The following is a 13,180-nucleotide window of genomic DNA, read 5'->3' on the forward strand; positions in this document are numbered from 1 at the left end:
TCAAGGCATTGAATTGGGAGTGCGAGTGGCAAGTAAGTTCCAGAACCGTTTAGTCGGGACCATAATTCTGGTGGCGTTAGGCGTGATTGTGCTGCCGGGGCTACTGGATGGTAAAAAGAAGCATTATGAGGATGAGTTCGCCGCTATCCCATTAGTGCCAAAACCAGGTGATAGTCAGGAGATCGATGCGGTTGGTCCGGTCAGTCAACCTCTGCCTATTGCTCCACCGGAAGGTGCGGCGCAAGCCGTGGATGTCCCCAAAGATGATTCCGCCTCTCAGGCTGCTAATGATGCTGGTAACCCTCCGTCTGAACCGACTATCGTGGCACCGCCAGTGATACAGAGTAAGCCGGTTGAGGTGAAACCTGTTGAGAAGAAACCGGTTGAGGTCAAACCGCTACCGGTAGAGAAAAAACCGCAGGAAGTGAAACCTAAACCTGAGGTTAAACCGGACGTTCAGCCGGAAACTAAACCGGTCACAGAAGAAAAAGCACCGGTAGGGCAGGCTTATGTCGTCCAACTGGGCGCGTTGAAAAACGCAGCTAAAGTGAATGAAATCGTGGCGACGCTGCGCTTGTCAGGTCATCGGGCGTTTACGGTGCCAGCAACGCCGGTTCAAGGCCAAATAACCCGTGTGTATGTCGGGCCAGATGCGTCAAAACAAAAATTGCAATCTGCGCTGCCAGAGCTTAATTCATTAAGCGGCCTGAATGGGCAAGTTAAGCCCTATGGCACGGCGCGTTAAGGTTTATGCCGAGAGTTAAGATATCAGGGTGTACGGGGTTTTTGAGCTAAGTTTGTGCGGCGATTGTTGTTTTTAAAATCGCCGCACTTTAATTTGTCGCGGGTAAGAATTCCCCTACGCAAACGTTTTCTTTTTCTGTTAGAATTCGCCGCGAACAGGATGCAGCGGCGATTTCGTCATTGGAATAGTCATGGTCTGGATTGATTACGTCATTATAGGGATTATCGGATTTTCTGCATTGGTCAGCTTAATCCGAGGTTTTGTCCGTGAAGCATTGTCACTTGTAACATGGGGATGTGCGTTTTTTGTTGCCAGCCATTTTTACACTTACCTTGCTGTCTATTTCACGCGTTTTGAAGATGAAGTAGTTCGCAACGGAATTGCCATCGGCATTTTGTTCATCGCGACATTGATCGTCGGGGCTATTGTTAACTATGTGATTAGTTCGTTGGTTGAACGTACTGGTTTATCAGGAACTGACAGGGTGCTGGGTGTCTGTTTTGGCGCGCTGCGAGGTGTTCTGATAGTCTCTGCCATGCTGTTCTTTCTGGATACGTTTACCGGCTTCTCACAGAGTGTTGACTGGAAACAGTCACAATTAATCCCGCAGTTCAGTTATATAATCAGGTGGTTCTTTGACTACCTGCAGAGCACGTCGAGTTTCTTACCGAATCAATTACCGATTCGGAGCGGCTTATGAGGAAAAGACAACATGTGCGGTATTGTCGGTATCGCCGGTTTTGCACCGGTAAACCAGTCGATTTATGATGCGCTGACGGTGCTTCAGCACCGAGGCCAGGATGCTGCGGGCATCGTTACCATTGATGCCCATAATGGGTTCCGGCTGCGTAAAGCAAACGGCTTGGTGAAGGATGTATTTGAAACCCGGCATATGCTGCGCTTACAGGGGAATATGGGTATTGGCCATGTTCGTTACCCGACGGCTGGCAGTTCCAGTGCTTCCGAGGCTCAGCCTTTCTACGTTAACTCACCGTTTGGCATCACTCTCGCTCATAACGGTAATCTGACTAACGCTCACCAACTGAGAAAGAAATTATTCGAAGTTTCTCGCCGTCATGTGAACACCACTTCTGACTCGGAAATTTTGCTGAATATTTTTGCCAGTGAATTGGACCGTTTCCAACATTATCCGTTGGAATCAGACAATATTTTTGCTGCTGTTGCCGCAACACATCAGTTGATCCGTGGGGCATACGCTTGTGTTGCGATGATTATCGGCCACGGGATGGTCGCGTTCCGTGACCCTAACGGTATTCGCCCGCTGGTTATTGGTAAACGCACGTTAGTTGATGGCCGCAATGAATATATGGTCGCTTCTGAAAGTGTGGCACTGGATACCCTTGGCTTTGAATTCCTGCGGGATGTTGCGCCGGGCGAAGCTGTGTATATCACGGAAAAAGGCCAGTTGTTTACCCGCCAGTGTGCTGAAAATCCGAAATACAATCCGTGCTTGTTTGAGTATGTGTATTTTGCTCGCCCAGACTCCTTTATGGATAAAATTTCTGTCTACAGTGCGCGCGTGCGCATGGGCCAGAAGTTGGGTGCCAAAATTGCCAAGCAGTGGGAAGATCTGGATATTGATGTTGTCATTCCTATCCCGGAAACATCTTGCGATATCGCGCTGGAAATCGCCCGTATTCTGGATAAACCGTACCGCCAGGGGTTTGTGAAAAACCGTTATGTTGGCCGTACCTTTATCATGCCGGGTCAGCAGGAACGTCGTAAATCTGTGCGCCGTAAACTGAATGCCAACCGCGCAGAGTTCCGTGATAAGAACGTCTTATTAGTGGATGACTCTATCGTGCGTGGCACCACATCAGAACAGATTGTCGAGATGGCGCGTGAGGCTGGGGCGAAGAAGGTCTATTTCGCCTCTGCGGCACCGGAAATTCGTTTCCCGAATGTGTATGGCATTGATATGCCAAGTGCGAACGAATTGATTGCCCATGGTCGTGAAGTGGATGAAATCCGCCAGTTGATTGGTGCCGATGCGCTGATTTTCCAGGACCTTAGCGATCTTATCGAGGCAGTACGCGAAGATAACCCAGACATCACCCAGTTTGAGTGCTCGGTCTTTAACGGCGTTTACGTGACTAAAGATGTCGATCAGAGCTATCTGGAATATCTTGAGTCGTTACGTAACGATGATGCGCAGGCATTACGTAATCATAACGAAGCCGAGAATCTGGAGATGCATAACGAAGGGTAATATACCCTTCATACTTCAAACTGCATGTACGTTGGCTGCCATCACTACTCGGCCCGTCCATAGGCCTCGCCTCTGCGAGGCCGCTGCAAGCAGCGTTCAAATCTGCTCCTGACAGATTTGTCACCCAAGTCATTGAGTTATCTCAACTCCTTGGGTTCATTTCGTTGCCGCCTTCCTGCAATTTGAATTATTTTGGGTATACCTGGGTATATTTAGCGAAAAGCAGATCATGAATCAAAAAGGTGCAACCAGCGTTCCGGCGCGGTGCACCTTTTTTGTTATCTAGCCGAGGGCCATGGGTATTGTGGAAAAACGGGGCCAATAACTTGCTAATCCGTACTTGATACGGCAAAGTCGGGCGATATTTCTTTATGTTATGCTCACTCTATAAGGCATAACGTCAGTGCGAGGCTATACCCCATGAAACGACTTATTATCGGCATTAGCGGTGCCAGCGGTGCCATTTATGGCGTACGGCTGTTACAGGTGCTGCAACATGTCGAGGGTGTGGAAACTCATCTTATTCTCAGTAATGCGGCGCGCCAGACGCTGGCGCTGGAAACGGAATTCAGCGTGAAGGATGTGCAGGCACTGGCCGATGTTGTACATGACTCACGTGACATTGCTGCTTGTATCTCATCCGGATCATTCAAAACGCAAGGTATGGTTATTTTACCCTGTTCAATCAAAACGTTATCTGGAATTGTCCATAGCTATACCGAGGGTTTGCTCACCCGCGCCGCGGATGTGATCTTAAAAGAGCGCCGCCCGCTAGTGTTATGTGTGCGTGAAACCCCGTTGCATTTAGGGCATTTACGCCTGCTGGTACAAGCCGCTGAGCTGGGCGCTACCATTATGCCGCCAATGCCTGCGTTTTATCATCGACCACAAACCATTCAAGATATTGTTGATCAGACCGTTAATCGGGTTATCGATCAATTTGACATCGAACTGCCTGAAGACCTGTTTACACGATGGCAAGGCAATAATTAACATTTTTCCCTTAATTGATACATTTGTGCAACATCGCACTGAAATGGGGCGGATTATGCACCACAATGATCCTGTTTTAGAACGCGTATCATGGCATGAGTGTGGTATTCGATTTTTGTATACGACTTGATGCCTGTATTTCGTGGTGATCGTGCTAATTAAGCGGTGGTGGAATTAGCTTTCCTACCAGATGATTACTGGCACGATTACTGCAAATTGATTTATGAACGCTCTGGGTTGTACAGAACATTAACGCGCTTTCTGGCATCGAAAATCAATTTGAGGGTTATGTATGAATAAGAAGATGTTGGTTCTTCCGCTAGTCTTAGCATTAGCTGCTGCCAGCAGTGCTTTTGCTGCCATTCCGAAAGATGTCAAAATTGGTACTGATCCAACTTATGCTCCTTTTGAATCCAAAAATGCCAGTGGTGAATTGGTAGGTTTTGATATCGATATAGCAAAAGAGTTATGCAAACGTATCGATACTAAATGTACTTTTGTTGAAAGTGACTTCGATGCATTAATCCCATCACTCAAAGCCAAAAAAATCGATGCCATTATCTCCTCACTCTCCATCACTGAAAAACGCCAGAAAGAGATTGCTTTCACCGACAAACTTTACGCTGCCAATGCCCGTTTAATCGCGACCAAAGACAGTAAAATCGAGCCAACATTAGTCGCCTTGAAAGGCAAACGTGTTGGGGTGTTGCAAGGCTCTACGCAGGAAGCATTCGCCAATGCTGAGTGGCAGCCAAAAGGTATCGATGTGGTTGCCTATCAAAATCAGGACTTGATCTACGCTGACTTGGCTTCAGGGCGCATTGATGCGGCTTTTCAGGATGAAGTTGCAGGCAGTGAAGGTTTCCTGAAACAAGAAGCGGGTAAAGGCTATGCTTTCGCCGGCCCATCAGTAAAAAATGATCAGTTCTTTGGCGTAGGTACCGGTATGGGCTTGCGTAAAGATGATGCGGAACTGAAAGCGGCGCTGGATAAAGCCTTTGCAGAAATGCGCAAAGATGGCACCTACGACAAGCTCGCGAAAAAATATTTCGATTTTGATGTTTACGGCGGTTAAGCACCTTTGCCGTTAGAGCCTCTGCCGAGAGTGGCAGGGGCCTCTACATGCAATTAAACATAGCAATTAACCAGACTCCTTACTCAGTAAAACAGGATAACCCAGATGCTGGATGGATATTCGAAACTGATATTTGAAGGTGCGCTGGTGACGCTGGAGTTGGCACTGTGTTCAGTGCTGCTGTCAGTGATTATCGGCTTGATTGGTGCCGGTGGAAAGTTATCATCAAACCGGCTGTTATCTGGCTTGTTTGAGTGTTACACCACGCTGATCCGTGGTGTACCCGATTTAGTCTTAATGCTGCTTATCTTCTATGGTTTGCAGATAACCCTAAATAGCATTACTGAATCAATTGGTTTTGAACAAATCAATATTGATCCTCTCTCCGCTGGGATTATTACCCTTGGCTTTATCTATGGTGCTTATTTCACTGAAACCTTCCGTGGCGCATATATGGCCGTACCCAGCGGCCAAATTGAGGCGGCGACGGCATTTGGTTTCACCCCTAGCCAGATTTTCCGCAGAATAATGTTTCCTGCCATGATGCGCTACGCACTGCCGGGTATTGGCAATAACTGGCAAGTCATTCTAAAGGCAACGGCATTGGTCTCTATTCTGGGATTAAATGATGTGGTTAAAGCCACACAGTTGGCAGGCAAAGGGACTTACCAGCCGTTTTTCTTCGCTTTAGTGGCCGGTGTGGTCTATCTCATCTTCACCACGGTATCGAATGGCGTATTACTGTGGCTAGAACGGCGCTATTCCCATGGGGTGAAGAGGGCTGAGCTATGATAGAAATCCTGCAACAATATTGGCAAGCGTTGCTCTGGAGCGATGGCTACCGCTTTACCGGGATGGCTGTCACCTTATGGTTACTTATTTCCTCGGTAGTGATGGGCGGGTTGCTGGCAATTCCTTTGGCCGTCGCAAGGGTAGCCGAACGGCGTTGGATTCGTTTGCCGGTCTGGGTTTTTACTTATATCTTTCGTGGCACGCCTTTATATGTACAATTATTGGTATTCTATTCCGGTATGTACAGTTTAGAGATTGTCCGAGGCAATGACCTGTTAAATGCTTTTTTCCGCAGTGGCTTGAATTGCACTATTTTGGCGCTGACACTGAATACCTGTGCTTATACCACTGAGATTTTCGCCGGTGCCATTCGTTCGGTGCCACACGGTGAAATCGAAGCCGCCAGAGCCTATGGTTTTTCACGTTTTAAATTGTATCGCTGTATTATTTTACCTTCTGCACTGCGTATTGCCTTACCGGCCTACAGTAATGAGGTCATCTTAATGCTGCACTCTACCGCTCTGGCATTTACTGCCACAGTGCCAGATATTCTGAAAATAGCGCGAGATATTAACGCCGCAACTTATCAGCCGTTTTATGCTTTTGGTATTGCTGCCGTACTTTATCTGATTATCTCCTTTACGCTAATTAGCCTGTTCCGCCAGGCAGAGAAACGTTGGCTGGCTCATATAAAACCTCAGGCATCGCATTAAGTACGGAGACCTTATGACTGACACATTAGAAACTAAAATAGCTGAAACCAAACTGTCTGTGACGGAATTGCATAAGCATTACGGTGAACACGAAGTACTCAAGGGCGTTTCACTTTCAGCTAAAGCAGGGGATGTTATCTCCATTATTGGTTCTTCCGGTTCAGGGAAAAGCACCTTTTTACGCTGTATCAACTTTTTGGAAAAACCCAGTGAAGGCTCGATTAGTGTAAATAATCGTGATATCCGTTTGGTACGAGATAAAGATGGGCAGTTGAAAGTTTTTGATAAAAAAGAGCTGCAACTGTTACGAACTCGCCTGACGATGGTATTCCAACATTTTAATTTGTGGAGCCATATGACGGTGTTGGAGAATGTGATGGAGGCGCCGGTTCAAGTCTTGGGGCTGAGTAAGTCAGTAGCCAAAGAGCGGGCTATCCGTTATCTGGATAAAGTCGGAATTGATGAGCGCGCACGCGCCAAATATCCGGTGCACCTATCTGGTGGGCAACAGCAACGCGTCTCCATTGCCCGGGCATTGGCGATGGAACCGGATGTATTACTGTTTGATGAACCCACCTCCGCACTTGATCCTGAATTAGTCGGTGAAGTATTGCGTATTATGCAAAAGCTGGCAGAGGAGGGGAAAACTATGGTGGTGGTAACCCATGAAATGGAGTTTGCCCGTCATGTCTCCAGCCATGTTATCTTTTTACACAAAGGCGTAATTGAAGAGGAAGGCCCGCCGGCTGAACTTTTTGGTAACCCAAAGAGTACCCGCTTGCAGCAGTTCCTTTCTGGTGCACTGAAGTAACATCTCTGCGGGATAGCGATTTTATCTATCCCGCAGCAGTTTGATTAAGCTGAGGGTTTGTGCAGCACATTGCGCAGTGCTTCTTCCAGTTCAAAATAACGAAAACCAAAACCGGCTTCTTCCAATCGTTTCGGCACTGCCCGTTGCCCGCCCAACACTAACGCTGCGGATTCACCCAGTAATAAACGAATCGCGGCGGCAGGTGTGCGGATAACCGCTGGTCTGTCTAACACGTCGGCCAGCGTGGCAATAAATTGCTCGTTATGTACCGGATAAGGCGAAACCATATTAAATGGACCCTTGAGGCCATCGGTGGTCAGCAAATAATGGATACCATGTACCATATCATCGATATGGATCCAGGGTAGATATTGGCGACCATCCCCTATCGGGCCACCCAATCCAAGACGTAATAGCGGGACCATTTTGGCTAGTGCACCGCCGTGTGGCGCTAATACAATACCGGTGCGTAACAGGCAAACACGGGTATGACTACTTTCAGCCGCCCGCGCCAGATTTTCCCAGCGCTCGCACAACTGATGGGTAAATTCATCATGTGGCGTCTCTTCTTCGGTAACCAGAGCTTGCCCCTGATCACCATAAAAGCCAACGGCGGACCCTGAAATAAATACTGCTGGCGGTGTAGTGCTGGCCTGTATTAGCGTGGTCAGGCGCTCGGTTATCTGCCAGCGGCTTTGGCATAGAATTTCTTTTTGCTGCGAGGTCCAGCGTTTTTCCGCAATAGGCTCACCGGCCAGGTTGATTACTGCATCAAAATCATTGAGATCATGTTTATCATCCAGCGTTGACCAGCAGGTGACTTGTGCGCCGAGTACCTGATTTGCCCGCTGAATGTCACGGGTCAGTGCGGTTACTTGATGGGCTTGCGATAAAAGGAAGGCAGTCAGACTGCGCCCTATTAGGCCTGTAGCTCCGGTTATTAATATACGCATAGCCAACCTCCATTTATTCCCTTCTTATTTGAAGCCGCAGAGGTGTTATCTGCGTTCACTTACCCAAATCACTTACTTGATGCCTGAATAGTGGCAGTCTGGTGTCTCTTTCAGCATAGGCTAACCTACGCTCTTCTCCTACGATACTGAGCATATCTTGAGATTAAAATTTTATCTCATCAGAGCGTCTGGTGAGTCACATCATTTGGAAAAATAAAATTTTTTAACTAAATAAATGCACCAATCTGTCCGATTAATACGGTATTGAGTGCTTAAGTAATACCACTTCGACGGTAGAAAACGGCCGGGATGGTTATTTTTTCTGAGCAACAAGAACGACTATAAGCCATACCCTGATTATTTTTAAAACACTGATTTTGCGAATTTCTGCTAGAGTAAACAGACTAACCTGAATGGACGAGAGGGCAGTTGGCCTTCTCCCTTGTGAAGTTTGGATGTTTTATAAATAAATATTGGGTGTTTTATAAAAACTCACGGTGGCTTATAAATCCTCCGGCTGAGATCTGGTTGTGATCTCATTGTTGTCCATACACTTTTTCAGGTGCGCATGAAGCTAAATATCGAAGTTAATTGTTCTTATGTATGCGAACCCATACATAGACAAGATGGTAGCTTACTGGCAGTAGAGCTATTAAGCCGATTTTCAGCTAAATCGGTTGATTTGCCCATCGATGTTGAAAAGTTTATTAAAGAATTAGATGTCGACGGAAAGACTAATTTATTCCAGGATCAATTGCGTGCAGTAAAAGCCTATAGCGCTTGGTTTATCACGCACCATGTTTTGCTCTCAATCAATATTGATTTTGATTTGGCGGGAGTGATTGTGACTGATGCCGCAACGCGCCAGTTGTTAGATGAGATGCCCTTCCTACGGTTGGAGATCATGGAGACTTTTTCTAATTTATCCGATGGTATGAATAACCCATTGTTACGGGAATTGGCGCAGCGGTATCCGTTATGGCTGGATGATTTGGGCAGCGGCGGCTCCACCTTGAATGCGGTCACAGCCAATATTTTTGAATATGTAAAAATCGATAAGCATTTTTTCTGGCAGCACAATAAGCATACCTTCCCGATCTTAATCAATAACATTAAGAAATATTGCCTCGGTGTCATTGTGGTGGGCGTGGAAAATGAAGATGAGTCAGCGCAACTTAAGGGTAGCAATATTGATGCAATGCAGGGATATTTATTCAATCCTGTGACATTGGATGAATTGGTATCTCAACCCTCATTATAACGGTTTCCTCGTATTGTCGTTCACCTTGCGCTGATATTTTTTTTCATGTCGGCGCTGCTTTTTGCGATAAAATTTTTGCATAACAGATATCGATTTTTATCGGATTAATCCGATCAATTGGATGATAGAATAGGCTTCTTTTATCTCTCATTAAGTGCCATGGCGTTTACGTCGCCTGATTTGCTGAGAGTAGACCTAAGAGAAGACGATATCATGAAGTTAATGTTTGCTTCTGACCTGCATGGTTCGTTGCCCGCAACGGAAAAGGTGTTGGCTACCTTCGAGCGCAGTGGTGCGCAATGGCTGGTGCTATTGGGTGATTTTCTTAACCACGGGCCACGCAATGCGTTGCCCGCAGGTTATCAGCCAGCAGAGGTGGCACAGCGCCTTAATGCCTATAAAGAAAGGGTCATTGCGGTTCGTGGCAACTGCGACAGTGAAGTGGATCAGATGTTATTGCAGTTCCCGATGATGGCGGGTTGGCAGCAGATTATTATGCCAGAAACCCGTCTATTTTTGACGCATGGTCACCTTTATCACCCTGGCGCACTTCCTCCGTTGCGTAATGGTGATGTCTTAGTCTATGGTCATACTCATCTGCCTGAAGCTCGGTGGCAGGGAGAGGTTATTTGCTTTAATCCAGGTTCAGTCAGTATCCCCAAAGGTGGGTACCCGGCAAGTTATGGCATGTTAGAAGAGGGGGTTTTACAGGTTCTGACCCTACATAATGATGAATCTGTCACCCAATTGAATTTAAAAAAACTATTATAAATAGTTAGTTACCCAAAGTGATTGACGTTATGTCAGAGGGTAAACATATAATTAACAATTGCGCGAGTCTCACCGCGCCCAGATAGAAGGTTTCAGAGGATGGTGGAGCAAAATCCAGCAGCAGTCATCGAGTGGGTTGATATTGTTGATGAGCAAAATGACGTTATTGCTCAATCCAGCCGTCAACAAATGAGAGCTCAACGACTACGCCACCGTGCTACCTATATTGTGGTGCACGATGGAATGGGGAAAATTCTGGTACAACGTCGTACCGAGAGTAAAGATTTCTATCCCGGTAAACTGGATGCCACTGCGGGGGGGGTGGTGCAGAGTGGTGAAAACTACCTGGAATCTGCGCGGCGTGAGGCAGAGGAAGAGTTAGGGATAGCCGGTGTCCCGTTTGCCGAACATGGCCTGTTTTATTTTGAAGAAGAGTGCTGTCGGGTATGGGGCGGATTATTCAGTTGCGTGTCCCATGGGCCGTTTGCACTACAGGCTGAGGAAATTGAAGAAGTATGCTGGATGGTACCGGAAGATATCACTGCCCGTTGTGACGAATTTACCCCTGACTCTCTGAAAGCGCTGTCACTGTGGCTGACGCGCAACAATGAGCAGGATTACGGTAAAATTACCCCACGCGAAGATTGATTCCCGCTTAGCCATATAAAAAGCCCCTTCTCAGGGGCTTTTGTGTATCTCACCGTCATCTCACTGATTATCTTACAATAATACCCAGCAAGATACCCAGCGCACCAAAGTCGGCATCACTGAATGTGGTATTGGCAAAGCCGATATCACCCAGCACTGGCAGTAGGAAGACTGGCAGGAAGGTAATCAACAAGCCCTGTGCGAAGGCACCTAAAATAGCGCCACGGCGGCCACCGGTTGCATTACCAAATACGCCCGCAGCCGCACCAACGAAGAAGTGAGGAACGACGCCTGGGATAATCACGGTCATGTTCATCAAATAGAGCGCGAACATACCGATAAGACCTGCGGCAAAGCTGCTCAGGAAGCCAACCAGAACCGCATTAGGTGCATAAGGGAACACCACCGGGCAATCCAATGCAGGTTTTGCATTAGGAACTAACTTATCTGAAATCCCTTTAAATGCTGGCACTATCTCAGCAATAACCATACGTACACCTTGCAGGATGATGTACACACCTGCGGCGAAAGTGATGGATTGCATCAGCGAGAACATGAACCAGTTCTTACCGCCACTCAGGCTTTTCACTACTTCCGGCCCGGCGAACAGGCAAGTCACGATGAAAATGATACACATGGTGAATGAGATAGCCACTGGTGTATCACGCAGAAACAGCAAGCTTTTCGGCACATTCATATCTTCAGTCGAATGTTCTTTATTACCGAATTTGCTACCAATAAAGCCAGCCAGCACATAAGACAAGGTAGAGAAGTGGCCAATTGCCACATCATCAGAACCGGTCACTTTTTTCATGTAAGGGTGGGCAATGGCTGGGAAGAACACCATCGCAACCCCAACCACCAACGAACCGATCACAATCAGTGTCACGCCACTGATACCTGCGGTGGCCAGAATTACTGCCACCATCATCGACATAAACAGGGTGTGGTGACCGGTCAGGAAGATAAATTTCCATGGCGTAAAGCGGGCAATCAGAATATTGATCACCATAGCGAAGAACATAATCATCGCCATCTCTTTACCAAAACTCTTTTGTGCCACAGAAACGATCGCTTCGTTATTTGGCACCACGCCCTGAATACCGAAAGCGTGTTGGAAGATATTGGCAAAATCACCCAGAGATGAAACCACCAGGCCAGCACCCGCACCTAAAATCACAAAGCCCATGATGGTCTTTACGGTGCCTTTAATACACTCAGTCACCGGTTTTTTCTGGGCAATCAGGCCGATTAACGCGATCAAACCGACCAGAACAGCCGGCTCAGAAAGCACATCACTCATTAAGAAACGAAAGAAATCCATACCAGCCTCCGCTTACAGCGCGCCTAATTCAGTTAATGCCACAGACAAACGTTCTTTCATGGCTTTTTTATCAATCATGTTATCAAGAGCAACGATTTTGCCACCAACGGCCTGAGCAATGAGCTGTTCGGCAATATCTTTGGTACCGATGAAGATGTCGCTTGGTGTCCCTTTGGCAGAGCCAAGATCCACATGATCCACTTCGGCTGTGACTGCCAGCTCTTTCAGAATACTTTTGATGCTGATTTCCATCATCAGGCTGGTACCTAAGCCGTTACCGCAAACCACTGTAATTTTCATTTTTTTTCCCCTTAAAATTATTATCCGTACAGAATGCTGTGATTAATAACGCGCAATGACAGATTGGATCTCTTGCGGCGTTTGCGCATTAAGTAGGGTTTGTACATCGTTATCGTTATCGAACAACTGAGCGAGTTGAGAAATAGCCTCGATGTGGCTGTTGCTGTCTGTCGCGGCTAACACTATGAGCAGTTTGACCGGGTCATTACCTTCAGCATTAAAAGTGACACCCTCGGTAATGACGGTTAATGCCAAAGCGAGTTTATTCACACCTTCTTCCGGGCGGGCATGTGGCATCGCAATGCCGGGGCCGACGACGTAATAAGGGCCAATCGCCTCATGGGAGCGATAAATAGCCTCGACATAGCGCGCTTCAATAGAGCCATTATCAATCAGTGGCTTACATGAAATGGCGATGGCATCACGCCAGTCTTTTGCCTGGCTAACTACCTGAATGACGTCTGACGTTAACAGTGTTTTTAACATGATATTGATGACTCCCGATGACTGTTAACCTGAGAGTAGATAGTTATCGTTGCTATTAATGTGACGAATATCTCAATT

The 13,180-nt window shown here is 47.0% G+C and carries 15 protein-coding genes; 11 read left to right on the top strand and 4 right to left on the bottom strand.

What is annotated here, in order from left to right; genetic code table 11:
* The first annotated feature begins 25 nt into the window (after window positions 1-25).
* The 8 genes from dedD (at window position 26) to hisP (ending at window position 7,359) form a co-directional block, all read left to right on the top strand.
* Complete coding sequence (gene dedD / locus V1956_RS09390; RefSeq protein ID WP_372559486.1) at window positions 26-745, top strand: cell division protein DedD; 720 nt, start codon at window positions 26-28, stop codon at window positions 743-745.
* Between the two features lie 190 nt (window positions 746-935).
* Window positions 936-1,445, top strand: coding sequence for a colicin V production protein (gene cvpA / locus V1956_RS09395; protein ID WP_005192693.1), 510 nt, complete (start codon window positions 936-938; stop codon window positions 1,443-1,445).
* Between the two features lie 12 nt (window positions 1,446-1,457).
* Window positions 1,458-2,975, top strand: a complete 1,518-nt coding sequence (gene purF / locus V1956_RS09400; RefSeq protein ID WP_083158238.1) for an amidophosphoribosyltransferase — start codon at window positions 1,458-1,460, stop codon at window positions 2,973-2,975.
* Window positions 2,976-3,395: 420 nt separating this feature from the next.
* Window positions 3,396-3,968, top strand: coding sequence for a UbiX family flavin prenyltransferase (locus tag V1956_RS09405; RefSeq protein WP_083158239.1), 573 nt, complete (start codon window positions 3,396-3,398; stop codon window positions 3,966-3,968).
* A 292-nt stretch (window positions 3,969-4,260) separates the two neighbouring features.
* Window positions 4,261-5,043 carry a histidine ABC transporter substrate-binding protein HisJ gene (hisJ, locus tag V1956_RS09410; RefSeq protein WP_083158240.1) on the top strand — a complete coding sequence of 261 codons (783 nt, stop codon included), beginning with the start codon at window positions 4,261-4,263 and terminating at the stop codon, window positions 5,041-5,043.
* A 105-nt stretch (window positions 5,044-5,148) separates the two neighbouring features.
* A complete protein-coding gene (locus V1956_RS09415) occupies window positions 5,149-5,835 on the top strand; it encodes a histidine ABC transporter permease HisQ (RefSeq protein WP_083158241.1) in 687 nt (228 codons plus the stop codon).
* Complete coding sequence (locus V1956_RS09420; protein WP_083158242.1) at window positions 5,832-6,548, top strand: ABC transporter permease; 717 nt, start codon at window positions 5,832-5,834, stop codon at window positions 6,546-6,548. Before V1956_RS09415 ends, V1956_RS09420 begins: the two co-directional genes overlap by 4 nt.
* Window positions 6,549-6,561: 13 nt before the next feature.
* Window positions 6,562-7,359, top strand: a complete 798-nt coding sequence (hisP, locus tag V1956_RS09425; RefSeq protein WP_005192680.1) for a histidine ABC transporter ATP-binding protein HisP — start codon at window positions 6,562-6,564, stop codon at window positions 7,357-7,359.
* Between the two features lie 44 nt (window positions 7,360-7,403).
* Here hisP and V1956_RS09430 read toward each other — a convergent pair whose 3' ends face one another.
* Window positions 7,404-8,312, bottom strand: a complete 909-nt coding sequence (locus V1956_RS09430; RefSeq protein ID WP_372559485.1) for a TIGR01777 family oxidoreductase — start codon at window positions 8,310-8,312, stop codon at window positions 7,404-7,406.
* Window positions 8,313-8,880: 568 nt separating this feature from the next.
* Here V1956_RS09430 and V1956_RS09435 point away from each other — a divergent pair.
* The 3 genes from V1956_RS09435 to yfcD all read left to right on the top strand — a co-directional run bounded on the left by V1956_RS09435 (window position 8,881) and on the right by yfcD (window position 10,992).
* Entirely contained in the window at window positions 8,881-9,573 is a 693-nt protein-coding gene (locus tag V1956_RS09435; protein WP_193784623.1) for an EAL domain-containing protein, read from the top strand.
* A 213-nt stretch (window positions 9,574-9,786) separates the two neighbouring features.
* Window positions 9,787-10,344, top strand: coding sequence for a phosphodiesterase (gene yfcE, locus V1956_RS09440; protein ID WP_372559484.1), 558 nt, complete (start codon window positions 9,787-9,789; stop codon window positions 10,342-10,344).
* Window positions 10,345-10,443: 99 nt separating this feature from the next.
* Entirely contained in the window at window positions 10,444-10,992 is a 549-nt protein-coding gene (gene yfcD / locus V1956_RS09445) for an NUDIX hydrolase YfcD (protein WP_083158246.1), read from the top strand.
* A gap of 67 nt (window positions 10,993-11,059) precedes the next feature.
* On the opposite strand, the gene V1956_RS09450 is transcribed toward yfcD, so the two are convergent.
* Genes V1956_RS09450 through V1956_RS09460 form a run of 3 tightly spaced genes read right to left on the bottom strand, consistent with a single transcriptional unit; the run spans window position 11,060 to window position 13,102 of the window.
* Window positions 11,060-12,316, bottom strand: coding sequence for a PTS ascorbate transporter subunit IIC (locus V1956_RS09450; RefSeq protein ID WP_005277900.1), 1,257 nt, complete (start codon window positions 12,314-12,316; stop codon window positions 11,060-11,062).
* A gap of 12 nt (window positions 12,317-12,328) precedes the next feature.
* On the bottom strand, window positions 12,329-12,616 hold the full coding sequence (locus V1956_RS09455) for a PTS sugar transporter subunit IIB (protein ID WP_083158247.1): 288 nt from the start codon (window positions 12,614-12,616) through the stop codon (window positions 12,329-12,331).
* Window positions 12,617-12,658: 42 nt separating this feature from the next.
* On the bottom strand, window positions 12,659-13,102 hold the full coding sequence (locus tag V1956_RS09460; protein ID WP_372559483.1) for a PTS sugar transporter subunit IIA: 444 nt from the start codon (window positions 13,100-13,102) through the stop codon (window positions 12,659-12,661).
* Window positions 13,103-13,180: the final 78 nt, after the last annotated feature.

Source organism: Yersinia sp. 2540 StPb PI (genome assembly GCF_052217165.1).
Classification (GTDB): Bacteria; Pseudomonadota; Gammaproteobacteria; order Enterobacterales; family Enterobacteriaceae; genus Yersinia; species Yersinia enterocolitica_E.

Coding starts and splice junctions, on each gene's coding strand:
- hisP (WP_005192680.1), top strand. CDS start 6,562: ATGACTGACACATTAGAAACTAAAATAGCTGAAACCAAACTGTCTGTG.
- yfcE (WP_372559484.1), top strand. CDS start 9,787: ATGAAGTTAATGTTTGCTTCTGACCTGCATGGTTCGTTGCCCGCAACG.
- hisJ (WP_083158240.1), top strand. CDS start 4,261: ATGAATAAGAAGATGTTGGTTCTTCCGCTAGTCTTAGCATTAGCTGCT.
- V1956_RS09415 (WP_083158241.1), top strand. CDS start 5,149: ATGCTGGATGGATATTCGAAACTGATATTTGAAGGTGCGCTGGTGACG.
- V1956_RS09455 (WP_083158247.1), bottom strand. CDS start 12,616: ATGAAAATTACAGTGGTTTGCGGTAACGGCTTAGGTACCAGCCTGATG.
- yfcD (WP_083158246.1), top strand. CDS start 10,444: ATGGTGGAGCAAAATCCAGCAGCAGTCATCGAGTGGGTTGATATTGTT.
- V1956_RS09450 (WP_005277900.1), bottom strand. CDS start 12,316: ATGGATTTCTTTCGTTTCTTAATGAGTGATGTGCTTTCTGAGCCGGCT.
- cvpA (WP_005192693.1), top strand. CDS start 936: ATGGTCTGGATTGATTACGTCATTATAGGGATTATCGGATTTTCTGCA.
- V1956_RS09420 (WP_083158242.1), top strand. CDS start 5,832: ATGATAGAAATCCTGCAACAATATTGGCAAGCGTTGCTCTGGAGCGAT.
- V1956_RS09430 (WP_372559485.1), bottom strand. CDS start 8,312: ATGCGTATATTAATAACCGGAGCTACAGGCCTAATAGGGCGCAGTCTG.
- V1956_RS09460 (WP_372559483.1), bottom strand. CDS start 13,102: ATGTTAAAAACACTGTTAACGTCAGACGTCATTCAGGTAGTTAGCCAG.
- V1956_RS09435 (WP_193784623.1), top strand. CDS start 8,881: ATGAAGCTAAATATCGAAGTTAATTGTTCTTATGTATGCGAACCCATA.
- V1956_RS09405 (WP_083158239.1), top strand. CDS start 3,396: ATGAAACGACTTATTATCGGCATTAGCGGTGCCAGCGGTGCCATTTAT.
- purF (WP_083158238.1), top strand. CDS start 1,458: ATGTGCGGTATTGTCGGTATCGCCGGTTTTGCACCGGTAAACCAGTCG.